The sequence below is a fragment of the Bradyrhizobium tropiciagri genome, from assembly GCF_018130505.1.
GTDB classification, from domain to species: Bacteria; Pseudomonadota; Alphaproteobacteria; order Rhizobiales; family Xanthobacteraceae; genus Bradyrhizobium; species Bradyrhizobium tropiciagri_B.
In genome coordinates, this window is the sequence record NZ_JAFCKH010000001.1 from 435,893 (window position 1) to 458,944 (window position 23,052).

Annotated in this window: 22 protein-coding genes; 16 read left to right on the forward strand and 6 right to left on the reverse strand. The window is 64.2% G+C overall.

Going from position 1 to position 23,052, the window contains the following annotated elements; translation table 11 throughout:
* Positions 1-15: 15 nt before the first annotated feature.
* The 3 genes from pqqC to pqqA form a co-directional block, all read right to left on the reverse strand.
* Positions 16-771 carry a pyrroloquinoline-quinone synthase PqqC gene (gene pqqC, locus JQ633_RS01955; protein WP_211982748.1) on the reverse strand — a complete coding sequence of 252 codons (756 nt, stop codon included), beginning with the start codon at positions 769-771 and terminating at the stop codon, positions 16-18.
* 20 nt (positions 772-791) lie between these two features.
* Positions 792-1,721, reverse strand: a complete 930-nt coding sequence (gene pqqB / locus JQ633_RS01960; protein WP_211981749.1) for a pyrroloquinoline quinone biosynthesis protein PqqB — start codon at positions 1,719-1,721, stop codon at positions 792-794.
* Between the two features lie 142 nt (positions 1,722-1,863).
* Entirely contained in the window at positions 1,864-1,944 is an 81-nt protein-coding gene (gene pqqA / locus JQ633_RS01965) for a pyrroloquinoline quinone precursor peptide PqqA (RefSeq protein ID WP_035635412.1), read from the reverse strand.
* 328 nt (positions 1,945-2,272) lie between these two features.
* Here pqqA and JQ633_RS01970 point away from each other — a divergent pair, with 328 nt between their 5' ends.
* The 3 genes from JQ633_RS01970 (at position 2,273) to JQ633_RS01980 (ending at position 4,658) form a co-directional block, all read left to right on the forward strand.
* Positions 2,273-2,530 (forward strand): DUF6894 family protein, encoded by a 258-nt coding sequence (locus tag JQ633_RS01970; RefSeq protein ID WP_195785297.1) that lies wholly within the window; start codon positions 2,273-2,275, stop codon positions 2,528-2,530.
* Positions 2,531-2,701: 171 nt separating this feature from the next.
* A complete protein-coding gene (locus JQ633_RS01975; RefSeq protein ID WP_211981750.1) occupies positions 2,702-3,976 on the forward strand; it encodes a PQQ-dependent sugar dehydrogenase in 1,275 nt (424 codons plus the stop codon).
* 112 nt (positions 3,977-4,088) lie between these two features.
* Positions 4,089-4,658, forward strand: a complete 570-nt coding sequence (locus tag JQ633_RS01980) for a c-type cytochrome (RefSeq protein ID WP_211981752.1) — start codon at positions 4,089-4,091, stop codon at positions 4,656-4,658.
* A 17-nt stretch (positions 4,659-4,675) separates the two neighbouring features.
* Here JQ633_RS01980 and JQ633_RS01985 read toward each other — a convergent pair whose 3' ends face one another.
* Positions 4,676-5,041: a hypothetical protein gene (locus JQ633_RS01985; RefSeq protein WP_211981753.1), complete on the reverse strand. Its 366-nt coding sequence runs from the start codon at positions 5,039-5,041 to the stop codon at positions 4,676-4,678.
* 113 nt (positions 5,042-5,154) lie between these two features.
* Here JQ633_RS01985 and JQ633_RS01990 point away from each other — a divergent pair, with 113 nt between their 5' ends.
* The 6 genes from JQ633_RS01990 (at position 5,155) to JQ633_RS02015 (ending at position 12,483) form a co-directional block, all read left to right on the forward strand.
* Positions 5,155-6,549, forward strand: a complete 1,395-nt coding sequence (locus tag JQ633_RS01990) for an amidase family protein (RefSeq protein WP_211981755.1) — start codon at positions 5,155-5,157, stop codon at positions 6,547-6,549.
* 49 nt (positions 6,550-6,598) lie between these two features.
* Positions 6,599-7,075 (forward strand): glutathione peroxidase, encoded by a 477-nt coding sequence (locus JQ633_RS01995; RefSeq protein WP_211982750.1) that lies wholly within the window; start codon positions 6,599-6,601, stop codon positions 7,073-7,075.
* Positions 7,072-7,335, forward strand: coding sequence for a DUF3297 family protein (locus JQ633_RS02000; RefSeq protein WP_211981757.1), 264 nt, complete (start codon positions 7,072-7,074; stop codon positions 7,333-7,335). The genes JQ633_RS01995 and JQ633_RS02000 overlap by 4 nt, the downstream gene beginning before the upstream one ends.
* Positions 7,336-7,450: 115 nt before the next feature.
* Positions 7,451-8,620, forward strand: a complete 1,170-nt coding sequence (locus tag JQ633_RS02005) for a mandelate racemase/muconate lactonizing enzyme family protein (RefSeq protein WP_211981758.1) — start codon at positions 7,451-7,453, stop codon at positions 8,618-8,620.
* Between the two features lie 144 nt (positions 8,621-8,764).
* Positions 8,765-9,817 (forward strand): hypothetical protein, encoded by a 1,053-nt coding sequence (locus JQ633_RS02010; RefSeq protein ID WP_211981760.1) that lies wholly within the window; start codon positions 8,765-8,767, stop codon positions 9,815-9,817.
* Between the two features lie 293 nt (positions 9,818-10,110).
* Complete coding sequence (locus JQ633_RS02015) at positions 10,111-12,483, forward strand: TonB-dependent receptor (RefSeq protein ID WP_211981762.1); 2,373 nt, start codon at positions 10,111-10,113, stop codon at positions 12,481-12,483.
* A 142-nt stretch (positions 12,484-12,625) separates the two neighbouring features.
* Here JQ633_RS02015 and JQ633_RS02020 read toward each other — a convergent pair whose 3' ends face one another.
* Positions 12,626-13,978, reverse strand: coding sequence for a malonyl-CoA decarboxylase (locus JQ633_RS02020; RefSeq protein ID WP_211981764.1), 1,353 nt, complete (start codon positions 13,976-13,978; stop codon positions 12,626-12,628).
* Between the two features lie 136 nt (positions 13,979-14,114).
* Complete coding sequence (locus JQ633_RS02025; RefSeq protein ID WP_249158694.1) at positions 14,115-14,915, reverse strand: AraC family transcriptional regulator; 801 nt, start codon at positions 14,913-14,915, stop codon at positions 14,115-14,117.
* Positions 14,916-14,988: 73 nt separating this feature from the next.
* On the opposite strand from JQ633_RS02025, the gene JQ633_RS02030 reads away from it, so the two are divergent.
* The 7 genes from JQ633_RS02030 (at position 14,989) to JQ633_RS02060 (ending at position 23,040) form a co-directional block, all read left to right on the forward strand.
* Positions 14,989-16,167: an MFS transporter gene (locus JQ633_RS02030; RefSeq protein WP_211981768.1), complete on the forward strand. Its 1,179-nt coding sequence runs from the start codon at positions 14,989-14,991 to the stop codon at positions 16,165-16,167.
* Positions 16,168-16,368: 201 nt separating this feature from the next.
* Positions 16,369-17,922, forward strand: coding sequence for an SUMF1/EgtB/PvdO family nonheme iron enzyme (locus JQ633_RS02035; protein WP_211981778.1), 1,554 nt, complete (start codon positions 16,369-16,371; stop codon positions 17,920-17,922).
* Between the two features lie 34 nt (positions 17,923-17,956).
* Positions 17,957-18,382, forward strand: coding sequence for a DUF4399 domain-containing protein (locus tag JQ633_RS02040; RefSeq protein WP_211981781.1), 426 nt, complete (start codon positions 17,957-17,959; stop codon positions 18,380-18,382).
* A 346-nt stretch (positions 18,383-18,728) separates the two neighbouring features.
* Positions 18,729-18,974, forward strand: a complete 246-nt coding sequence (locus JQ633_RS02045; protein WP_211981782.1) for a hypothetical protein — start codon at positions 18,729-18,731, stop codon at positions 18,972-18,974.
* A gap of 1 nt (position 18,975) precedes the next feature.
* Positions 18,976-19,968: a radical SAM/SPASM domain-containing protein gene (locus tag JQ633_RS02050; protein ID WP_349631506.1), complete on the forward strand. Its 993-nt coding sequence runs from the start codon at positions 18,976-18,978 to the stop codon at positions 19,966-19,968.
* A gap of 911 nt (positions 19,969-20,879) precedes the next feature.
* Positions 20,880-21,677, forward strand: a complete 798-nt coding sequence (locus tag JQ633_RS02055; RefSeq protein ID WP_211981786.1) for a transporter substrate-binding domain-containing protein — start codon at positions 20,880-20,882, stop codon at positions 21,675-21,677.
* Between the two features lie 541 nt (positions 21,678-22,218).
* Positions 22,219-23,040 (forward strand): formate/nitrite transporter family protein, encoded by an 822-nt coding sequence (locus JQ633_RS02060; protein ID WP_211981788.1) that lies wholly within the window; start codon positions 22,219-22,221, stop codon positions 23,038-23,040.
* Positions 23,041-23,052 lie beyond the last annotated feature (12 nt).

The following is a 23,052-nucleotide window of genomic DNA, read 5'->3' on the forward strand; positions in this document are numbered from 1 at the left end:
CCTCTAGCTCGCTCTCTAGCTCGTCTTGGGCACGAACGCGCCGGGCGGAATATGGCCGTCGACATAGGCGTGATACAGCGCGTCGAGTTGCACCCACAGCACGTTGGTCTTGAAGATCAGCGCGTTGCACACCGACTCGCGCTCGGCTTGTGTCTTCGCATGCTGCTTGACGTAGTCGAGCGCGAAGCCGGCGTCGCGCGGCGCCTGGGTCAGGCGGCGGCTGAAATAGCTCATGATGTCGGGATTGACGAAGTCGTAGTGCTTCAGCATCCCCGAGATGCGCTCCTCGTGCAGGTTCGGCGCGAACAGTTCGGTCAGCGAGGAAGCGATCGCCTCCAGCGGCGTGCGGTCGCGGCAGAAATGCACGTAGGCTTCCACCGCAAAGCGCGTCGCCGGCAGGATGCCTTCGGTGGATTCGACATAGGCCGTATCGAGGCCGAGGCCCTCGGTCAGTTTGAGCCAGCGCTCGATGCCGCCCTCGGTGCCGAGATCGCCGTCATGATCCTCGATGCGGTGGCGCCATTCGACCCGCGTGTTGCGGTCGCGGAAGCGCGAGATCACCATCGCGTCCTTCAGCGGGATTGTGCTCTGATAGTAGTAGCGGTTCAGCGCCCAGGCCTGCACCTGGCCCTTGTTCAGCTTGCCGCCGTGCAGCAGCCGGTGGAACGGATGCAGGCTGTGATAGCGCGTCGCGCCGATCTGGCGCAGCACGGCTTCCATCGCCTCGGCGCTGTCGAGCGTGATGCCCTTGCCGATCGAGAGCGCGGTCATTGTATTGGTAGGCACCACATTCACAGCACGATCTCCGTTCCGTCGGAGGGAATCTGCCAGCCCGCCTGTTCGATGGCCTTGCGCTCGGCCGAGGTCCCAAGCAGCGCCGGGTTGGAGTTGTTGATATGCAAAAACACTTTTCGTCCGATGTCGAGGCCGGCGAGGGCTTCGATCGCGCCGTGCTCGCCCGACATCGAGATATGTCCCATGCTCTGGCCGGTCTTGTTGCCGAGCCCTGCGAGGACGAGTTCGTCGTCGCGCCACACCGTGCCGTCGAAGAACACCAGCGGCGCGCCCTTGATCCGCGCCTTCAGGCCGTCGGTCACCCGCGCACAGGCCGCCAGGAAGTAGAAGTATTTGCCGCTCGCCTTGTCCGCAATACGCAGGCCCAGCGTATCGCCGACGCCGTCGCCGCCTGCGGGATGCGCCTTGCCCTCGAGATACCAGGCACCCTTGCCGGGAACCTCGAACGGCAGCACCTCGATGCCCGAAGGCGTGCCGTCGGGCAGGGCTGGCTCGAAGGCCTGATCGACCGCGATCGGCCGGCGGCCGACATTCTTCTCGCTCAGCACGTTGAAGATGCTGTTGGAGCGCAGGATCGCCAGCACGCGCTCATGCGCGTAGATCGTGAACGGCGAGCCTTCGCGCATCGACAACAGCCCCGCCACGGCATCGATCTCGCCATTGGTGAGGATAACGCCGGCGATCGGCGTGTGGCGCAAGGCGCCGGCCTTCGGATGCAGCTGCGGCGCCGCGATCAGTTGCTGGCGCAGGTCCGGAGAGGCATTGACCAGGAACCAGTGCGCGCCGTCGGCGCTGACCGCGATCGAGGCCTGCGTGCTCTGCAATCCCGGATGTTCGCTTCGGGCTGTCCTGCACACCGTGCAGCCGCAGTTCCACTGCGGAACACCGCCGCCCGCTGCGGCGCCGAGGACGACGACGCGAAACATGATCCGTCCCCCGGAGAAATCTGACCCAAAAAAGCGACGAGGTGGAGACCCGGAATAGCTCGGCACTCCCTCAATCGGGAGGCGTCACGCCCGGACCGTCCACCTGCGCTAAAACGCTATACGTGTATGTGGGCGCTACCGCTTACTTGCGGGTGGCGCACATATACATGTTGATTTCCATGCCGACCGACACTTCGACGATCTTCGGTGCTTTCCAGGCCATTTTCGGGTTCTCCTTGTTGCAACCGGACGAACTTCCGCCCTGCGGATTAAACTACTGCGGCTGAAAAAGTTCGCCACTTAAATTTTTGGCAACGTTGCGTTGCGTCATTCCATGCTGCGCTGCAGCAATTTCTCGCTGGCCACTCACGTTTTTGTGCGCGGCTTTGCGTCAAAAGCCCGTGGCATCAGACCTTTTTCCTGTTGTTCGCAGTGGGGTGAATAGTGATGTTGGGGGCGGGGTGGGGCTCGCGCGCCTCCTCCCAAGGTCCTGTAGATTGATTTGCGCCTGCGTCAGCACCGCGCACCTCAACTGAGCCGAGTTTCTGCCGATGCCACGCTATTTCTTCAACACCAGGATCGGCGACGAACTGATCTCCGATCCCGACGGTGAGATCCTGCGCGATCCCGATCGCGCCTGGGAGATGGCACGGGCGATGATTCGCGAGCTGCTCAAGACCGAGGGCGCCGATGGCGCGCTGCTCAGCGCGGTCATCGAGGTGACCGACGACGAGGGCGAGATCGTGCTGGAGTTTCCGTTCACGGAAGCCATCCTCGATCGCCCGGACCGCTCGATCACCAGGCATTGACGCGCACGGACAAAACGCGTGGCACCACTCGACCGGCAGCGCACGTGTGCCATGCCATGTTGCTGATTGCATTTGTCCGGACAAACTTACAAGGATATCCCGGGAAGGCTGCCCGCGCCGGTTGAGTCGATCGGCGCCAGGAAGAGCAGTTCCCGTCAGGGGAGAAATATCATGACAGATCGTTCGTTGGCGCCGCGCAGCCTGTTGCTGGCGGGCGCCGTCTTTGGCGCTCTCACCTTTGGTGCCGCCGCGCAGCAGCCGGCTGCTCCGCCCGCGTCCGGTGCCGCGCCGGCCGCACAGCCGCTGCCGCCCGGCTCGCCGCTGATCGGGCGTCCGGATGGCGAGGCCGCCGCCAAGCTCGCTCCGGTTGCGCCGCCGCCGCTGCCGGCCTCCGCCGACAAGCTGCCGCTCGCCAAGCTCAAGGTGCCGGCCGGCTTCAACGTCGAGGTCTATGCCGCAGGCATGGCCAATGCGCGTTCGCTGGCGCTCGGCGACAAGGGCACCGTGTTCGTCGGCAGCCGCCTCGTCGACAAGGTCTATGCCATCGTCAACAAGGACGGCAAACGCTCGGTCAAGGTGATCGCCTCCGGCCTCTATCGTCCGAACGGCGTCGCCTTCAAGGACGGCACGCTCTACATCGCCGAGCTCTCGAAGGTCTCCAAGATCGACAAGATCGAGGACAATCTCGACAACCCGCCGAAGCCGACGGTGATCTACGACAAGCTGCCGAAGGACGAAGCCCACGGCTGGAAGTTCATCTCGATCGGCCCCGACAACAAGCTCTACGTTCCGGTCGGCCAGCCCGGCAACAACGTGCTGCACGACGCCGACCACGGCCAGATCCGCCGCATGAATCTCGATGGCTCCGGCGCCGAGGTCTACGCGCTCGGCGTCCGCAACACGGTCGGCTTCGACTGGAATCCCGAGAACAAGCAGATGTACTTCACCGACAACGGCCGCGACTGGCTGTCGGAGACGGTGCCGGAGGACGAGCTCAACCGCATCACCAAGGCCGGCGAGGATTTCGGCGCACCATACTGCTACCAGGGCAACATCATCGACCAGGAGCTCGGCTGGGGCAAGAACTGCAAGGACTACACTGCGCCGGTCGGCCTGATGGGCCCGCACACCGCGGCGCTCGGCATGCGCTTCTACACCGGAAGCCAGTTCCCCAAGAGCTACAAGAACACCATCTTCATCGCGCGCCACGGCTCCTGGAACAAGTCGCAGAAGCAGGGCGGTGACATCGTCGCCGTCAAGCTGAACAAGGACGGCAGCGTGAAGTCGATGGAGCCGTTCATGACCGGCTTCCTCGAGGACAACAAATATCTCGGCCGCCCGGTCGACGTGATGCTGCTCAAGGACGGCTCGATGCTGGTCTCCGACGACTGGAACGGCGCCGTCTACCGCGTCAGCTACGGCAAGCAGAAGGTCGCCGGGAAGTAACGACCACCGACGTCATTCCGGGCTGGTGCGCAAGCACCAGACCCGGAATCTCGAGATTCCGGGTTCGATGCTGCGCATCGCCCCGGAATGACTGAAGTAGCAGGAGCGACTAATGCGTAAGACAATCATCCCCGCGCTCCTGCTTGCCACCACCATCTTCCCCGCAACCGCCGAAACCATCCAGGAGCGCGCCGCGGCGTGCTTTGCCTGCCATGGCGAGCGCGGCACGTCCGAGACCGAGAACACGCCCTCGCTCGGCGGCCAGCAGGCGCCCTATGCGCTGATCCAGCTGTTCATGTTCCGCGAGAAGCTGCGCGTCTTCGAGCCGATGAACGAGATGGCCAAGCCGCTGACCGATGACGATCTGCGCGCCTTCTCCGATTTCATCGCCACATTGCCGAAGCCGGCGCCGCCGGCCGATGCCGGCGATCCGGCGCGGATGGCGAAGGGGCAGGCGCTGGCGCAGCAGAACCGCTGCAACGCCTGTCACAACACCGATTATTCCGGCAAGGAGAACGTTCCACGCATCGCCAACCAGCGCGAAGACTACCTCGCCAAGACGCTGGCCGAATACAAGGACAACAGCCGCCACGGCTATGACGGCACCATGGCCGACGTGATGGGTCCGATCGCCAAGGAGCAGATTGCGGATCTCGCCTATTACATCGCGCATGTAAGGTAGGCGTAGCTGGCCTTCGCTTACGTCAGGCCCTGAGCGGATTGCGCAAAGAGCTCATGGCAACCCGTTTCGTCGAGAAATATTCGATAGTGGTGCAAGTCTTGATAGGCCTTGTTGACCTCCCAGTCTGCTTTGATGAAGGCGGCCAGCGCCTTCGAATCCGCAAGTTCGACCAACCGAAAATACGCAGTCTTGATCATTTCCGAGCTGCAATTCGGCAGAGCCGTGAATTGATGCCACCGTGCGCGTGAAAAGCTGATTTCAAAGTCAGGAAGTTCGGAGAAGCGCAATTTCAGTCGCGCGCCGCCGCCGGACATGGTGAATTCGCAGCCTTCGTACAGACCGGTATCAAATTTTGGCAGCTCGATGATGACTTTGGGCGCCATGAGCCTGCTTCCGGATGCTTGGGGCGACGCCCACAATCTATAGCGGTGCTCGCCGCCGCTGGCCATGCTTGACGGCTGACGCTAAAAGACCAGTCAGTCATACGGAGCATCTTATGCAGGATCTTTGGCGTCTGCCGGCGACTGAGCTCGCCGGCCTCATCAAATCGAAGCAGGTTTCGGCGAAGGAGGCGGCGCAGGCGGGGCTCGACCGGCTCGATGCGGTCAACCCGAAGATCAATGCGGTGGTCGATCACCGCCCGGACGACGTGCTGGCGCAGGCGGCCGCGGTCGATGCGGCGATTGCGCGCGGCGACGAGATCGGGCCGCTGGCCGGCGTGCCCGTCACCATCAAGGTCAATGTCGACCAGGAGGGCTATGCCACCACCAACGGCCTGAAGCTGCAGCGCGACGTGATCGCCAAGGCCGACAACCCCGTGGTCGCCAATCTGCGCAAGGCCGGCGCGGTGCTGCTCGGGCGCACCAACTGTCCGGCGTTCTCCTATCGGTGGTTCACCACCAATCTGATTCACGGCGACACCAAGAACCCGCGCGATCCGTCGATCACGCCGGGTGGCTCGTCGGGCGGTGCCGGCTCGGCGGTTGCCGCCGGCATCGGCCACATCGCCCACGGCACCGACATCGCCGGCTCGATCCGCTATCCCGCCTATGCCTGCGGCGTGCACGGACTGCGGCCGAGCATGGGACGCCTGCCGGCCTTCAACGCGGCGCTGCCGGAGCGGCCGATCGGCCCGCAGATCAGCGCGGTCTCCGGCCCGCTGGCGCGCACCATCAACGATCTGCGCATCTCGCTCGCGGCGATGGCCGCGCCCGATCATCGCGATCCCTGGTACGCGCCGGTGCCGCTGGTCGGCGCGCCGCGGGAAAAGCGCGTCGCGATGTGCCTCAACCCTGACGGTCTCAACCCGGTGCCCGAGGTGGTCGCTGCGGTTGCTGACGCCGGAAAACGGCTGCAGGCGGCCGGCTGGATCGTCGAGGAGATCGCCGATACGCCGTCGCTGCGCGAGGCGGCCGAGATCCAGACCCGGCTGTGGCTCGGCGATGGTTATGAGGCCCAGCTCGCGGCGGCCGAGCGCGAGGGCGATCCCGGCGCGCTCGCCTGCCTGCGCGGCAACCGCGCCAAGGTGCATCCGTTCGACCTGTCGCAGGCGCTGACCCGCCGCGCCACGCTGACCCGCGAATGGTTCACCTTCCTCGACAAATACCCGGTGCTGCTGATGCCGGTATCAGGCGAATTGCCGTTCCCGGATCAGCTCGACCGCAAGGACGAAGCGTCGTTCGCGCGGGTCTGGCACGCGCAGCTGCCGCAGATCGCGATCCCGTTCATGGGACTGCCCGGGCTCGTCGTCTCCACCGGCCTCGTGGGACGGATTCCGGTCGGCGTGCAGCTGGTGGCCGCCCGCTATCGCGAAGATCTCTGCCTGGCCGCGGGCGAAGCGGTGGAAGCCGGCGGCACGCCGTCGGCGGCGATCGATCCGGTGACCGCATGATCCGGAAAAGTGGACACCGGTTTTCCGGCAAGATGATGCGGAGGCGATGATGCCGACGGTCTATGATTTCAACGCGATGTCGCTCGCAGGTGAGGACGTGCCGCTGCAACGGTTCGAGGGGCAGGTGCTCCTGATCGTCAACACCGCGAGCGCCTGCGGCTTCACCCCGCAATACAAGGGCCTGCAGGAGCTCCACGCCGGCCTGTCGCCGCGCGGCTTTGCCGTGCTCGGCTTCCCCTGCAACCAGTTCGGCGCGCAGGAGCCCGGCGATGCAAAGCAGATCGCCACGTTCTGCGAAACCAACTATTCCGTGACGTTCCCGATGTTCGCCAAGATCGACGTCAACGGCACCAACGCGCATCCATTGTATCAGCATCTGAAACGTGAGAAGTCGAGCCTGCTCGGGCCTTCGATCAAATGGAACTTCACCAAATTCCTGGTCGACCGGTCCGGCAAGGTCGTGGCGCGGCACGCGCCGACAGCACGGCCCGAAGGATTGAAGAAGGATATCGAGGCGCTGCTATGAGCGACAACGACGACACCACAAATGCGCAATTCCCGGATCGCCTCTCGGTCGATCCGAACAGCCCGTACTACAACGCGGAGATCCTCCAGCGTGACGTCGGCATCCGCTTCAAGGGCGCCGAGAAGACCAATGTCGAGGAGTACTGCATCAGCGAGGGCTGGGTGCGCGTCACCGCCGGCAATGCCAAGGACCGTCGCGGCAATCCGCTGACCATCAAGGTGCACGGCCCGGTCGAGCCGTATTTCCGGGATAAGAAGTAATCACCCGTCATTCCGGGATGGTCCGAAGGACCAGACCCGGAATGACGAGATTCCGGGTTCGATGCTTCGCATCGCCCCGGAATGACGTGTCTCACAACTCCGAAAGCATCCCGTCATGTCCGTCCGCATCGTCGACGTCCGCGAGGTCACAAAGCCGATCTCCTCGCCGATCCGCAACGCCTATATCGATTTCAGCAAGATGACCTCGAGCCTGGTCGCCGTGGTCACCGACGTCGTGCGCGACGGCAAGCGCGTGGTCGGCTACGGCTTCAATTCCAACGGCCGCTACGGGCAGGGCGGCCTGATCCGCGAGCGCTTTGCGTCGCGGCTCAAGGAGGCCGATCCGAAATCGCTGCTCGATGCCGGCGGCGACAATCTCGATCCGGACAAGGTGTGGTCGACGTTGATGTCGAACGAGAAGCCGGGCGGCCATGGCGAGCGCTCGGTCGCGGTCGGCACCATCGACATGGCGGTGTGGGATGCGGTGGCGAAGATCGCGGGCAAGCCGCTATTTCGACTGCTCGCCGAGCGCCACGGCCTCACCGCCGATCCGCGCGTCTTCGTCTATGCCGCGGGCGGCTACTACTATCCGGGCAAGGATCTCGGCGCGCTGCGCAAGGAGATGCGCGGCTATCTCGACCGCGGTTACAACGTCGTGAAGATGAAGATCGGCGGCGCATCGCTCAAGGAGGACGCCGAGCGGATCGAGGCGGTGCTGAAGGAGATCGGCAAGGACGCGCAGCTTGCCGTCGACGCCAACGGCCGCTTCGATCTGGAGACCGCGATCGCCTACGCCAAGATGCTGCGGGAATATCCGCTGTTCTGGTACGAGGAGGCCGGCGATCCGCTCGACTATGCGCTGCAGGCGGCGCTCGCCGAGTTCTATCCGGGGCCGATGGCGACCGGCGAAAACCTGTTCAGCCACCAGGATGCGCGGAACCTGATCCGCTACGGCGGCATGCGGCCGGACCGCGACTGGCTGCAATTCGACTGCGCGCTGTCCTACGGGCTGTGCGAATATCAGCGCACGCTCGAGGTGCTGAAGACCCACGGCTGGTCACCGCGCCGCTGCATCCCGCATGGCGGCCACCAGATGTCGCTCAACATCGCGGCCGGCCTCGGACTCGGCGGCAATGAGAGCTATCCCGACCTGTTCCAGCCCTATGGCGGGTTCCCCGACGGCGTGCGGGTCGAGAACGGCCACATCACGATGCCCGACCTTCCCGGCATCGGCTTTGAGGGCAAGTCGGATTTGTACAAGGAAATGAAGGCGTTGGCTGACTAGCTCGGCCCCTTGGGCCGGTTCCTCGAACAAAATTGTGAGCATTGCTCAATAAAATATTGAACGCTGCTCACGTTTGGCTACACTCAAGCAGGAGAGGCGCCTTGCCCGAACGGGAGGCGCGAAACCGGCCATGAGGATAGCCGCATGCCATATTCAGCGAAGAATCTCCGGGACGCCGCCGATGCCGGCGTCATCAGCGCGACCGATCTGGAGCGGTTGCTGGCCTTTCTGGGCACCGGCGACGTCCAGGCCGGCGCAAACCCGACGGCCAGGTTCGATGCCGCGCATGTGCTCTGGTACGCCGGCGCGTTGATCGTGATCGGGGCGATGGGCCTGTTCTCGACGCTGGCCTTCACCCAGATGGGCGGCCGCGCGCTCACCGCCTGCGCCATCGCCTATGCGGTCGCCTTCGGCCTCGCCGGCCACCATCTGTGGCACGGCAAGAACTTGCGCGTCCCCGGCGGCCTGTTGATCGCGATCGCGGTCTCGATGGCGCCGCTCGCGGTCTACGGCATCCAGGACGAGTTCGGCTGGTGGGGCCAGTTCGGCAAGCCCGGCACGGTGCAGGACTTCTACATCTGGGTGAAGGGCAGCTGGATCTTCATGGAGATCGCGACCATCGCCGCCGGCATCGTCGCGTTGCGCTACTACCGGTTTGCCTTCATCGTCGCGATCATCGCGGTCGCGCTGTGGTTCATGTCGATGGATCTCGCGCCCTGGTTCAGCGGCACCGATCACGCCGACTTCGCGATGCGGCGCACGGTGTCGATCTGGTTCGGCCTCGCCGTGCTCGCGGTCGCCTGGATCGTGGACTATCGCAGCCGCAATCAGGACTTTGCGTTCTGGCTGCATCTGTTCGGCCTGCTGGCGTTCTGGGGCGGCGTGACCGCGTCCGACGGCGCGACCGAACTGGGCCGGGCGGTGTATTGCCTGCTCAATGTCGGTCTGATCGCGCTCGCCGTGATCCTGATGCGGCGTGCCTACGCGGTGTTCGGTGCGTTCGGCGTGTGTCTGTATCTGGGACATCTCGCCGACGTCGTCTTCAAGGACTCGCTGCTGTTTCCGTTCTCGCTGTCGCTGATCGGAATCGGCGTGATCGCGGCCGGGCTGCTTTACCATCGCAACGAGCGCGCGATCGCGGCCTGGCTCGACGCCAACATTCCGGCAGCGCTGCGGCCGCGGTCGGTCTCTGCGTGACGATTAGAATCGATACAATCTGGAATCGCTAAAAGAAGCACGGCGCGCGAGCGTCGTGCTTCTTGTCTCGGTGCAAATCCTGAAGCCGACAGAAACCATTTGCATTCTTGACGTTTCCCACGCGGCGCTTGCTGCGAGGTTTTCCCGCGATCATTCGTCCCGACTTTATTCCAACGCCGCGCAAAAAGATTCCCGGCTGCGTCGTCTGGACGCATGGCCCCTCACGTCTCTAGAGGACGGCGCATCGCTTTCTGGACAAGGCGAGAGATGCTTCGAGAGTTGGGGACGACGTCATGAAACAAAAATCAAAAAACAATCGCTGCGCCGTTTCGATCACGAAGGTCTTGCTGCTGACGGTGAGCGGCCTCGCGCTCACCGCTCCATTGACGACGCCGGCCGCGCAGGCGCAATCGGCGCCAGCGCCGGGCGCCGCATCGTCGCTGCCGCCGGTCACGGTCAATCCTGCGCAAGTGCAGCATCGCCGCAACACGCCCTCCACACGGCGCAGCACCAGCGCCGCGCGGAGCCGGCGCACCCAGACCGCGCGGCGGCTGGAGCCGGCACCGGCGGCAAAGCCGTTCGCGGAATCGCAGGATGCCCGCACCGGCACGTCGGGCTATTTCGCCAACAGCACCTCGGTTGCGACCAAGACCAACACCGCGATCGTCAACATCCCGCAATCGCTCAACGTCGTGACACGGGAGCAGATCCGCGACCAGAACTACCAGGGCCTCACCGACGTCACCCGCTACGTCCCCGGCGTTGCCGTGCATCAGGGCGAGGGCAATCGCGACGAACTGGTGATCCGCGGCGTCGATTCCAGCGCCAATTTCTTCGTCAACGGCTTCCGCGACGACGTGCAGTATTTCCGCGACATGTACAACGCCCAGAGCATCGAGGTGCTGAAGGGGCCGAGCGCGCTGACCTTCGGCCGCGGTGCCGGCGGCGGCCTCGTCAACCGCACGCTCAAGGAGGCCGACGGCAACCGCGTCTACGAGGCGACCGCGCAGACCGGCTCTTGGGGTGACCGGCGTGTCAGCCTCGATGCCGGACAGGCGATCAACCAGAACGTCGCGGCGCGGCTCAACGTGTTCTACGAAGGCGCTGACGCGTTCCGCGATTTCAATCATCTGGAGCGCTACGGCATCAACCCGACGGTGACGCTGAAGCCCGACGACAACACCAAGATCAAGCTGAGCTACGAGTATTTCCACGACGAGCGCACCGCCGATCGCGGCAATCCCTCGCAAGGCCTGCCGGGCGGCGCGACCCGCTTCAATCCGACGACGCCATTCGCACCAAATGGCGATTTCTCGACCTTCTTCGGCAGCCCCAGCCTGAACACCGCGCAGGCCACCGTGCAGACCGGCATGGCGATCATCGAGCATGATTTCGAGAACGGATTGACGGTGCGCAACGGCACCATCGCCGCCGACTACAAGAAGTTCTATCAGAACGTCTATCCGACCGGCGGCCCGCTCGGCGGCGCCGTCAATCCGGCGGATACCGCCGTCAATCTCGGCGCCTATCAGCACACCACCAACCGCGACAATTTCTTCAACCAGACCGATTTCACCTACAAGACCTGGACCGGGCCGGTGTTCCACACCGTCGGCTTCGGCACCGAGTTCGGCCGCCAGACCGGCGTCGACATCCGCAACACCGGCGACTTCCCGAACGGCACCAACACCATCGTGCAGAATCCGTTCGCGCCGACCTATTTCGGTCCGGTGACGTTCTTCCACCATTTCACCGGCACCAACGCCGACGGCGTGACCACGCCGGACTCCAACAGCCGCTACGGGCTGAACATCCAGTCCGGCTATCTCAGGGACACGATCGAGGTCTCGCGCGGCCTGCAGCTGATCGCCGGCGCGCGCTTCGACCGCTTCGACATGTCGGCGACCGACATGAACACCAACATCAACCGCAGCCGCGTCGACAATCTGGTGTCGCCGCAGGCGGCCATGATCATCAAGCCGATGGAGTCGATGTCGGTCTACACCGCCTACAGCATCTCGTATCTGCCGGCCTCGGGCGACCAGTTCTCGTCGCTGACCGACGGCACGCTGATCCTGCAGCCGCAGCGCTTCGAGAACACCGAGATCGGTATGAAGTGGAACATCAATCCGAAGCTGCTGTTCTCGACCGCCGTCTACAATCTGAACCGCACCAACCAGCCTATTCCCGACGGCAACAATCCGGGCTTCTTCTTTCCGTCCGGCAGCACCCTGACGCGCGGCTTCGAGGCCAGCCTGACCGGCTACGTCACCGAGAAATGGCAGGCGTCGCTGGCCTATGCCTATACCGATGCCAGGATCACCAGCGCGACGTCGGCCACCGTGGTGCCCGGCAATCGCGTGCAGCTCGTGCCGTACAACCAGCTCGCCTTGTGGAACAAGTACCAGTTCACGCCGATGTGGGCCGCGGCGCTCGGCGTGATCTTCTTCGACGATTCCTTTGCCTCGTCCGACGACACCGTGCGGCTGCCGAGCTTCGTCCGCTTCGATGCCGGGATTTATGCCAAGATCGACGAGACCTGGAGCGCCCAGCTCAATGTCGAGAACATCTTCGACAAGGGCTATTGGGCTTCCGCCGACGGCAACAACAACATCTCGCCGGGACAGGGACGCACGGTGCGGCTGATGGCGCGGGCGAAGTTTTGAGCGATCGGCGCGTCGAGAGCGCGCGCCGCCCTTAGCCGTCATTGCGAGGAGCAAAGCGACGAAGCAATCCATCTATCCGCATGTGGAGAGATGGATTGCTTCGCTCCGCTCGCAATGACGCGGGGAGGGAGCGTCGCCCCGTCTATCCCAGCCGCATGTCCAGCAGCCGCCGGCCTTCGCCCTTCAACAGCTTCTTCACCGCGCTCGAGGCGATCACCTCGCCGTTGTTGGCATAGGCCTCGTGGTTCTTCTCGATGTCGTCGAGGCGATAGAGATAGTTGACCATCACGCCGGCGGATTCGCGCAGGCCCTTCGGCGAGAGGTCGCCGAGCCAGTTGATCCGCTCCAGCCGCGCGCCGTTGCCGAGATGGAAACGCGCCACCGAATCGATCAGGCGGCCCTTCGGCGTGCGCGCCTTCAGGAAGTAGTAGGCCGCGAGCGGCTCCAGCACGGCGCGTAATTGCGCGGCGAGCTCGGCATCCTGCGGCCAGTCGCCCTTGCCGAGGGCCTCGAGCAACTGGCGGTCGTCCTCGCCGAGCGGAACGTCGTCGGCCTGCTTGACCCATTGCATGAAGCCCGGCACCGGCGACAGCGTCACGAAATTGTCGAGCTTCGGCAATTCGCGGCGCAATTCCTCGACCACCTGCTTGATCAGGAAGCTGCCGAACGAGATGCCGCCGAGCCCGCGCTGGGTGTTGGAGATCGAATAGAACACCGCGGTGCGGGCGCGCTCGACCGGCACCGGCTCGCGCTCCTCGGCGAGCAGCGGCGCGATCGCGCCCGGGATCGCCTCGGTCAGCGCGACCTCGACGAAGATCAGCGGCTCCTCGGCGAGCGCCGGATGGAAGAAGGCGTAGCAACGGCGGTCGACCGGATCGATGCGGCGGCGCAGATCGTCCCAGTCGCGGATCTCGTGCACGGCCTCATAACGGATGATCTTTTCCAGAATATTGGCCGGCGACGACCAGTCTATCCTGCGCAGCACGAGGAATCCCCTGTTGAACCAGGACGAGAGCAGATGCACCACGTCGCGGTCGAGCGCGGCGAGGTCCTTGTTGCCCTTCATCAGTGAAAGCAGATCGGAGCGCATCGACACCAGCTCGCCGGTGCCGCCCGGCGCGCGGTTGAGCCGGCGGATCAGCTCCTGCCGGCGCGGCTCCGATGCAAAGTGCACGTCGCTGGCGTCGTCGCCGTTGGCATGGGTGTGCCAGCTTTCGATCGCCTGCGTCAGCCGGGCGAGATCCGGCCCGAAATCGTTGGCCAGCGATTGAAAGAAGGTGAGGCGGCCGGCGGCATCGAGGTGATGGTAGCGGTCGAGCACCTCGCGCGCCATCGCGGTGCCGGAGGCCTCGCCGCGGCCCGACAGCAGCGCTTCGCAGAGCTCGACGAGCTCGGAGGCATCCTGCTTGACGTTGGTCGGGCTCGATCGTCCCAGCAGAATGCGGCCGCGTTCGGAAATCGTTGCGAGCAGGTCGGAGAAGTAGGCGTTGGCCATGGGCGGGGTCTGATCCAGTGAAGCCGAACCTTACACGGGATTTAAGGCCGGGAGCACCCGATTCAAGCGCATGGATCGTACGGAAATATGTCGCAGCACGACAAAGGTATCATTGCTGGCTTGACGCGGAATCCGTTCAGGTTTTCTCCGCGAACTCGGTTGGCGTCTTGCCGGTCACCTGGCGGAACGCATGGGAAAATGCCGGTACGCTGGCATAGCCGAGGTCCGACGCGACCTGCTTCACCGAGACGTTCGCGTCGGTCGACAGCCGCTCGATCGCCGCCGCGATGCGGGCGCGCTGGCACCAGCTCTTGAACGACAGCTGCGTCTCCGCCGAGAACAGCCGCGACAGCGTCCGCGCCGAGGTGCCGACCATGCGCGCCAGCGTTTCGATCTCGTGGTCGCGGGTCGGGTCGGCCAGCACGATGTCGGCGGCGCGGCGGCAGCGCGGCTCGTGCGGCAGCGGAATGAAGGTCGTGGAGTCCTCGGCGCGGTGCAGCTCCAACATCACCAGGCGGATCAATAGTTCGATGCGCTCATCGCTGCTCGATGCATCGAACAGCGCGAGGATCGACTGATGCAGCAGCGGTGACACCCGCACCACGAACTCGTTGTCGAGGCTGGCGCTGCGCTGCTCGCGGGCGAGCCAGGCCTGTTCGAAATACAGCGTGCGCATCTCGATATCGGCGAGCACGTCGATCGCATGGCCGAACAGGGCAGGGACCCACACCGCGCGGTCCGGCGGCACCAGCCAGCGGCCCTTCGGCGTCGTCACCTGCATGGTGCCCCGAGCGGCGTAGACCAGCTGCGCCTCGCGGTGCATATGCAGGTCGAGCCGGTGCCCCCTTTGGTACGAGCGCGCGACGAGATGCACGCCGTCGGCGGTCACGCGGCGTGGCTCGTAGAGGGCTAGGATTGGCGCGTCAGCGATAGTCATTGGCGACATCCCGTCAGGGCAAATACCTATAACCGATTTTCAGGAATTTGAAGATTCGAGTGAGAACGTGCCAATGAACAGCCCCAGCCGGGTGATCACCTTCGTCAACGGTGCCCATTTCATCGACCATTATGCGATGCTGATCTTCGCCGCCGCCGTCATCATCATGGGCCCCGCGCTCGGCATGGCCTATTCGGAGCTGCTGCCCTACGCGACCCCGGGCTTCATCGCCTTCGGCGCCGGCTCGCTGATCACCGGCTGGCTCGGCGATCGCTGGAGCCGCCGACACATGATGCTGATCTTCTTCGTCGGCATCGGCCTGGCGATGATCTCGGTCGGCTTCGTGCAGACGCCGCTGCAGCTCGGCGCGGCGCTGCTGGCGATCGGCATCTTCGCCTCGATCTACCATCCGGTCGGCACCGCGATGATCGTGTCCTACGCCGAGAAGCTCGGCGCCGAGATGGGCATCAACGGCGTCTGGGGCAATCTCGGCGTCGCCTCGTCGGCGCTGGTCACCGGCGTGATCGGCCAGTATCTCGGCTGGCGCTGGGCCTTCATCGTGCCCGGCGTGATCACCGTGCTGATCGGCATCGCCTTCGCGATGACCGTGGTGCATGAGGACCGCAAGGGCTCGAAGCAGGCGGCGGCGCAGGCGCGCGTCGCCAAGCAGGACATGTGGCGGGTGGTGCTGTCGCTCTTGATCGTGGTGATCGCGATCTCGACCACCTTCAACGCGGTGACGGTGGCGCTGCCGAAACTGTTCGCCGAACGTCTCGCCGACCTGACCCACAGCCCGGCGCTGCTCGGCGTGATCGCGGCCGGCGTCTACGTGTTCGGCGCGATGACGCAGTACACCATCGGCAAGCTGCTCGACCGGCATTCGCTGAAGGCGGTGGCGGTGCCGCTGTCGTTCATGCTGGCGCCGTTCCTTTATCTCGCCGCCAGCCTGTCGAACCTGCCGCTGATCCTGGTCTCGATCGGCATCGTGATGGGCGCATTCGGCCAGGTCACGGTCAACGACGCCATGGTCGGCAAGTACACCACCGAGGAATGGCGCTCGCGCGCCTATGCGGTGCGCTACTTCGTCGGCTTCACCGCGGCCGGCGCGTCGGTCGGCCTGGTGGCCTGGCTGTACGACCAGGGCGGCTTCAGCATGATGCTGCGCGCGTTCGCGGCGCTGTGCCTGCTGGCGATCGCGGCCGCGATTATCTTGCCGCGCGAAATCAAGGCGCCCACCACCCAGGCGGGCTGACGCCATCGTGATTTGCCGCTGAACTTGCCGGCCGATACCCCTCCGCGTTTGCGGGGTGCACCCATCGGGGTTGCCGCAGTCTGTGAGCCGGGTCACTTTGATCCGACCCCGCGGTGTGATACGTTTTCAGCCAGGCTTCGGTGACCGAGGAGCCGGTTGCACCTCGGCGCACCATCCAGGGTTTGCGGAGCAGCCGGAGTAATGGGAGAACTGCGCGACTTCAGGTCGGGGAAGTCCGGCACGCCGCCTTCAGGCAGCGATATTGGGCCTCGCCGCCTTGCTGCGATCGTTGCAGGCGATATCACCGGCTACAGCCGGCTGATGCAGCTCGACGAAGAGGGCACGCACAAGCGCGTCAAGCGCATCGAACGCGATCTCATCGAGCCCACCATCACCGAACACCACGGCAAGCTGGTCAAGACCACCGGTGACGGCTTCATCGCGATCTTCGACAGCCCGGTCGAGGCCGTCCGCTGCAGCATCGTGATCCAGCAGAACATGATCGGCCGCAACGCCGCGATGCCGAGGGAGTTCTGGATCGAATACCGCATCGGGGTCAATCTCGGCGACGTCATCATCGAGCCCGACGACATCTACGGCGACGGCGTCAACGTCGCCGCGCGGCTGGAGGGAATCGCAGCGCCGGGCGAGGTGTTCATTTCCGGCGGCATCTACGAGCAGATCAAGCACAAGCTGGTCTGCGGCTACGAGTCGCTCGGCGACCGCAAGGTCAAGAACATCACCGATCCCGTGCGGGTGTATCGCGTGCTGCCGGACGCCGCGGCGTTTCACCGGACGCGCAAGCGCCGCGAGACCGTGCTGATCACCTTGCTCGGCCTTTCGATCGCGATCATCGCCGGCGGCGCGCTCTGGTACATGCTGATGCAGCAGCGCGGCAGGCCGGCGGATGTGGCGCAGGCGCCGCCGTCAGCCGCATCCTCGCCCGACGTCAAGCAGCCGGCGCCGGCAGCGAGCCAGCCGCCAGCCCAGACTCCAACTCCTGCCCCGAGCGCCGCGCCGACGCAGCAGGCGTCGCCTCAAGTTGCGCCGTCCGCGAGCCCCGCGCCCGCGGCAGCCGTGCCGGAGCCCGAGATGGTCGCGCTGCAAGGCGGCAGCTTCTCGATGGGAAGCAATGACGATCCGTCGGAGCGGCCGATCCACCGGGTGACGGTCAAACCCTTCAGCATGAGCAAATATCCGGTCACGGTGCGCGAATGGAACGCGTGCGCCGCGGCCAAGGCCTGCGGCTTCACGGCGGCCGGCAAGGATGATGCGCCGGTCACCAATGTGAGCTGGAGCGACGCCAAACAATATGTGACGTGGCTCGCCGAGCGCAGCAAGAAGGCTTACCGGCTTCCGAGCGAAGCCGAATGGGAATATGCGGCGCGGGGCGGCACGCAGACCAAATATTGGTGGGGCGATCAGATGCAGCCGGGTAACGCCGCCTGCAAGGATTGCGGCGGCGATGCCAATGCCGAGCAGCCGCTGAAGGTCGGCAGCTTCAAGCCGAATCCGTTCGGCCTCCACGACATGGGCGGCGGCGTCGATCAATGGGTCGAGGATTGCTGGCACAGGAACTACCAGGGCGCGTCGGTCGACGGCTCGGTCTGGGCCGGCGGCGACTGCGGCTCTCACGTCATCCGCTCCGGCTCCTGGAAGAACGACGCGCGCTACGTGCGGCCAGCCAATCGCGACAATTACGATACCAACGTTCGTTATCCGACCCATGGTCTGCGGGTCGCGCTGTCTCCCTGAGATCACTGCAATCGCCCGGTTTGGTGGAGGGGCTATGAGACTTGTATGCTCGATCCTGTTCGCGTCGGCGCTGGCGCTGCTCGCGAGCCCCGCCGCCGCGCAGAACAAGCCGGCGGGAAAAGACGCCAAGCTGTACTTCATCACGCCGCGTGATGGCGCAACGGTGAGGGGCTCATTCCTGGTCCGCTTCGGTCTGCGCAACATGGGCGTCACCCATGCCGGCGACGATTACCCGAACAGCGGGCATCACCATCTTCTGATCGACGTCAACGAGCCGCTGAATCCGAGCGAGCCGATTCCGTCGGACAAGTCGCATCAGCATTTCGGCGCCGGGCAGACCGAGACCCGCATCGAACTGACGCCCGGCAGGCATACGCTGCAACTGGTGCTTGGCGATGCCAAGCACTATCCGTTCGATCCGCCGGTCGTCTCCGAGAAGATCACCATCCGGGTGAGATAGTCCGGTACTGATCGTTTCGTGCAACGACACGAGCTTGCGTGAGCAGTCGTGCAAGCTTTGTTGCAGGTTCTATCGACCGTGACCGCGATCTTTTTCGCGCGCGATCAAGGCATCAGCCGCGCCGATCGCATTCCGTATTCAACACGATGTCGTGCGCGCGGCTCAACGCCGCGGCATGGAACATTGACCATTGTCGGACACACGCTAAAATAGAATAACTCGGCAGTTTCTATCAATATCATTGCAAATTTATTTCACATGCCGAGCAGCCCGGAGGCATCAGATGTCAGCTGACAGGAAACCGCGTGGATCTGATATGCTCGCTCAGCGATGGACGAAGCAGGACTTGGCCAAGCTCGTCGACGTCGAGCACGACGGCGTCAATCTGGTCGAATTCTTTCCCAAGGGAATCCCGGATCCCGACGGCGGGTGGGGGACATGGCATGTCAAGCCGGACGCCCTGCTGAAGTTTTTGGGAACGCTGCTGAAGCACGACAAGATCCCGGGAGTTTGGGTATTCCCCAGGGGCCTGCCTCCGCAGATTGACGGCTTCGACGTCGGCTTCCAGGCGGGCTCGGCGCGCGAGCGCTAGCGTGAGCTTCGTCCGGTCCGCAAGGATCGTCCAGATACATCCGACCCGGCGATGCAATCTTCGTTGCTTGCATTGCTATTCGGAGTCATCGCCCGAGGCGAGCGACGAGCTGCCGCCGGAGCTCGTCGCGCGTGTCCTCGGCGAAGCAGCGGCGCTTGGCTATCGCGTTGCTTCCGTATCAGGCGGCGAGCCTTTCATGTATCAGCCGTTACCGCGCCTGCTTGCGGTTGCCAAGGCTGCCGGCATGCACACGCAGCTCGTGTCGAACGGGCTCGCCATCACTCCGTCACGCCTCAAGGCGGTGACTGGAATGCTTGATCTGCTGGCGGTCAGCATCGACGGCGCGCCTGACGATCACGACCGGATGCGCGCGCAGGCGGGAGCGTTCCGCCGGCTCGGCGATCGTCTCGCGCTGGTGCGCGACAGCGGCATCCCGCTCGGCCTGGTCTTCACGCTCACGATGTGGAACGTGCACCAGATCGAATGGGCGGTGGAGTTTGCGCTCGCGAGCGGCGCGCGGCTGCTGCAGATTCATCCGCTCGAGGCCACCGGCCGGGCGATCGGCCTCGCCGACGACGTTCCGGACGAAATCGAGGCCTCTGCGGCGCTCGTCGAGTGCGTGCGGTTGCAGCATGCCGTCGGCAACCGGCTCACGATCCAGGCCGATATCGCGACGTCGGGCGGGTTGCGCCAGATCATGGCGTGCACGGACCGGCAAACGCCGCGGCGCATCAGCGACGTGGTCTCGCCGCTGGTGATCGAGCCGGACGGGATGTGCGTGCCGCTCGAATACGGTTTTCCGCGCGACTATGCGCTCGGCAATGTCAGGGAGGCGAGCCTGCACGAACTCGCCGGCCGGTGGATGGAGCGCGTGCTGCCGTCATTCGTCTCGGGCATGACGCGGATGGACGCGCGGCTCGCGGAGATGGGCGAGGGCGTTGTCGTCAACAGCTACGCGTTGGCGCGCGAGGTGCTGGCCGGCGCCGCGCGTTGACCGGAGTTTGAAACGTCGCATCGCCAAGGCGCAAACGCCACAAACCTCTTTCCTAGTGCGGCACGGGCTTGCCGCCGTGCCAGACCCAAGCCTCGGCTGGTCTCCAGTAATGCACTCGACCGCAGTGTGGACACTCGACAGGAAGCGAGACGCTGGGAAGCGTCTCAAGAACAACAGTCTCCGTATCCAAACCTGTTGGAACGGGCCTTCCCGTCTCTGGGCAATTGATCAAAATATCGGGCATAAGAAACCAATCTATCAAAAGGCTTAAACAAGGTTCTGCCGCGCATGTTTCGCCAAACGGTGCCCCTGTGCGATTGGAATCAGGGCGATGAAAGCGTAACGTGCCCAATTCGCGGCGCGGGCTTCCGACGCTGGGAGCTCTGGTCTGAACCGGATCCCAAGGGCGAGTATCATTGCCCGGCTTGCGACCACTTACTGGAAACCTGTGACGGCACCAATCTGATCGCGTGTCGACTTGCAGTTCGGCCAACGCGACCGCGCGAGCGGGTGGTTCCACGCCGCAGGCTAAGCGACAAGTTCACCAAAGCTGCATTGCAATTTCGTGACGCTCTAAAGATCGTCGAGCATAGCCCGATTGGGTGATGAACCCTGCGGCGGTTCGTGCTGATTCTTGGTTGCCAGGGATTTTGCACTTCCTCCTTGGGGCTAGGGCCAGCGCCGACCGCAAGAATTTCAAGCGGGCGGCGTTGCGCTATGGAGGGCGCATTACGCCCTCTAAAAGTATCCCAGGTTAGGCTTCAAGTTAGGCTTCGGGCTAGCCTTGCGGCATTTGCGCGATGATACCGCGCAAATGCGCGGGCTGCCCGCTGGTTCCTCTCAGCCGGGTAAGCTAAAACACCTCGGATCAAGCAACAGCCGGGCCCAAGACCCGGCGTGGAGGAAGTCCGATGTCCGCTCAACTGTCGCGTCTGGCTGGCCTCGTACTGGGAGTGATGATGATGGCCGTGCCTGCCCATGCCGATGCCCTGAAGGATGAGATCGCGCCGACCGGCAAGCTCCGGGTCGCGATCGCGATCAGCCCGGCGGGCGGCGCATTCTGGTCGACCAAGACCGAGAGTGGCTATGCCGGCGTTCCCGTCGATCTCGGCCGCGAGATGGCAGCGCAGCTCGGCGTGCCCGTGGAATATGTCGTGCACCAGAATTCCGGCCAGATCACCGACGCCGCCGCGAAGAACACCTGGGACGTCACCTTCCTGCCGAAGGACCCCGAGCGCGAGACGAAAATGACGTTCGGGCCGATCTACGAGGTCGCGGACGCCACCTACATCGTCAAGCCGGGCTCGACCATCACGAATTTCGCGACGCTCGATCAGGACGGCGTCAAGGTCGCCGCGGTCAACAACACCACGACGATGCGCGGCGCCATCGCGCATCTCAAGCACGCCAAGGTGGCGGGCTATCAGACCTATGACGAGATCTTCAATCTCCTGAAGAACGGCGAGATCGACGCCTTCGCATTGTCGCGCGACCAGCTCCATGCGATGGCGAAGAAGATCCCGGGCACCAAGGTGCTGGACGAGACCTTCAAGCAGACCGTCACCGCGGTCGCTGTGCCGCTCAACCATCCGCTCGCCGCGGCCTTCACCGCGAAGTTCATGACGGAAGCGACCAGCAACGGCACGCTGCGCAAGGCCTACGACAACAACGGGCTGAAGGACTCCCCGATCCGCACCGGGGTCAAGTAGCTCCACCATGCCAGTCCCGTCACCCTGAGGAGCGCGTAGCGCGTCTCGAAGGGTCGACGGCCCGGCTCTAGCCCACGTGGCGGCATAGGGGCCGATTCATCCTTCGAGACGCCGCTTCGCGGCTCCTCAGGATGACGGAGAAAGAGCACCGTCGGACGAAGAGCGCCGGTGGGTGACATCTGTGCAGGCTGCATAAATCCACGCCATCGGCTCACGGCGCTGCCCGGACCGGATAGCAAAACCTAATTGTTTCAAAGGTTTTCCCGCCCGGCGCGGGGCTCGCTTTATTGGCACGTCGATTGCTTTTACCCAATCCAGTCAATGACGACTGCCGTCCTCCGGGTTGCCGAAGCCAGCGTTGGCCGAAGCTGAGGGACAATTTGCCTGCCCCGTTTGGGCGCGCTGAGCCGTCATCGAGACATCTCTCCACGACAGCTTGCCTTGTCCCTGAAGCGTCTCCGGATGGTGCGCATTTCAACCAGCTTGCGTCGCCTCTCGCGTGGCAGCCGGCGCGGCCAATTGCTCAAGGGGACTTTACGAAATGGCCTATCTCGCACCGTCCGAATTCGTCACCAAGATGGTCGACGCCGGTGAATCCAAGATCTTCATGTCGACCCGCGACACCGTGATCCGCGCCTACATGGCCGGTGCGATCCTCGCGCTGGCGGCGGCCTTTGCGGTGACCATCAACGTCAACACCGGCGTGACGATCGTCGGCGCCGCGCTGTTTCCGGTCGGCTTCTGCATGCTCTATCTGTTCGGCTTCGATCTATTGACCGGCGTGTTCGTGCTGGCGCCGCTGGCGCTGATCGACAAGCGGCCCGGTGTCACGCTCGGCGGCGTGCTGCGCAACTGGGGCCTCGTCTTCATCGGCAATTTCGCCGGTGCCTTCACGGTCGCGGTGATGATGTCGATCGTGTTCACTTTCGGCTTCTCCTCGCCGCCCGACAAGGTCGGCCAGGTCATCGGCACCATCGGCGAGAGCCGCACCGTCGGCTATGCGGCGCATGGCGCGGCCGGCATGCTGACGCTGTTCATTCGCGGCATGCTGTGCAACTGGATGGTGTCGGCCGGCGTGGTCGGCGCGATGATCTCGACCACCGTCAGCGGCAAGGTGATCGCGATGTGGATGCCGATCATGCTGTTCTTCTACATGACCTTCGAGCATTCGATCGTGAACATGTTCCTGTTTCCGTCCGGGCTGATGCTCGGCGGCCATTTCACGATCCTGGACTATTTGATCTGGAACGAGATCCCGACCGTGGTCGGCAACCTCGTCGGCGGCCTCGCCTTCACCGGCCTGACGCTCTACACGACGCATGTGAAGACCGCGCCGAAGCGCCCGCAGCGCCTAGCGGCTTGATCTGTGCGGGCG

What these genes read in the sequence shown, in the direction of transcription:
- pqqC (WP_211982748.1), bottom strand. Translation starts at nt 771, where the DNA reads ATGACCGCGCTCTCGATCGGCAAGGGCATCACGCTCGACAGCGCCGAG.
- JQ633_RS02040 (WP_211981781.1), top strand. Translation starts at nt 17,957, where the DNA reads ATGAGACTTGTATGCTCGATCCTGTTCGCGTCGGCGCTGGCGCTGCTC.
- JQ633_RS02005 (WP_211981758.1), top strand. Translation starts at nt 7,451, where the DNA reads ATGTCCGTCCGCATCGTCGACGTCCGCGAGGTCACAAAGCCGATCTCC.
- JQ633_RS02030 (WP_211981768.1), top strand. Translation starts at nt 14,989, where the DNA reads ATGAACAGCCCCAGCCGGGTGATCACCTTCGTCAACGGTGCCCATTTC.
- JQ633_RS02015 (WP_211981762.1), top strand. Translation starts at nt 10,111, where the DNA reads ATGAAACAAAAATCAAAAAACAATCGCTGCGCCGTTTCGATCACGAAG.
- pqqA (WP_035635412.1), bottom strand. Translation starts at nt 1,944, where the DNA reads ATGGCCTGGAAAGCACCGAAGATCGTCGAAGTGTCGGTCGGCATGGAA.
- JQ633_RS02055 (WP_211981786.1), top strand. Translation starts at nt 20,880, where the DNA reads ATGTCCGCTCAACTGTCGCGTCTGGCTGGCCTCGTACTGGGAGTGATG.
- JQ633_RS02010 (WP_211981760.1), top strand. Translation starts at nt 8,765, where the DNA reads ATGCCATATTCAGCGAAGAATCTCCGGGACGCCGCCGATGCCGGCGTC.
- JQ633_RS02060 (WP_211981788.1), top strand. Translation starts at nt 22,219, where the DNA reads ATGGCCTATCTCGCACCGTCCGAATTCGTCACCAAGATGGTCGACGCC.
- JQ633_RS01985 (WP_211981753.1), bottom strand. Translation starts at nt 5,041, where the DNA reads ATGGCGCCCAAAGTCATCATCGAGCTGCCAAAATTTGATACCGGTCTG.
- JQ633_RS02000 (WP_211981757.1), top strand. Translation starts at nt 7,072, where the DNA reads ATGAGCGACAACGACGACACCACAAATGCGCAATTCCCGGATCGCCTC.
- JQ633_RS02025 (WP_249158694.1), bottom strand. Translation starts at nt 14,915, where the DNA reads ATGACTATCGCTGACGCGCCAATCCTAGCCCTCTACGAGCCACGCCGC.
- JQ633_RS01975 (WP_211981750.1), top strand. Translation starts at nt 2,702, where the DNA reads ATGACAGATCGTTCGTTGGCGCCGCGCAGCCTGTTGCTGGCGGGCGCC.
- pqqB (WP_211981749.1), bottom strand. Translation starts at nt 1,721, where the DNA reads ATGTTTCGCGTCGTCGTCCTCGGCGCCGCAGCGGGCGGCGGTGTTCCG.
- JQ633_RS01990 (WP_211981755.1), top strand. Translation starts at nt 5,155, where the DNA reads ATGCAGGATCTTTGGCGTCTGCCGGCGACTGAGCTCGCCGGCCTCATC.
- JQ633_RS01970 (WP_195785297.1), top strand. Translation starts at nt 2,273, where the DNA reads ATGCCACGCTATTTCTTCAACACCAGGATCGGCGACGAACTGATCTCC.
- JQ633_RS01980 (WP_211981752.1), top strand. Translation starts at nt 4,089, where the DNA reads ATGCGTAAGACAATCATCCCCGCGCTCCTGCTTGCCACCACCATCTTC.
- JQ633_RS02035 (WP_211981778.1), top strand. Translation starts at nt 16,369, where the DNA reads ATGGGAGAACTGCGCGACTTCAGGTCGGGGAAGTCCGGCACGCCGCCT.
- JQ633_RS02020 (WP_211981764.1), bottom strand. Translation starts at nt 13,978, where the DNA reads ATGGCCAACGCCTACTTCTCCGACCTGCTCGCAACGATTTCCGAACGC.
- JQ633_RS01995 (WP_211982750.1), top strand. Translation starts at nt 6,599, where the DNA reads ATGCCGACGGTCTATGATTTCAACGCGATGTCGCTCGCAGGTGAGGAC.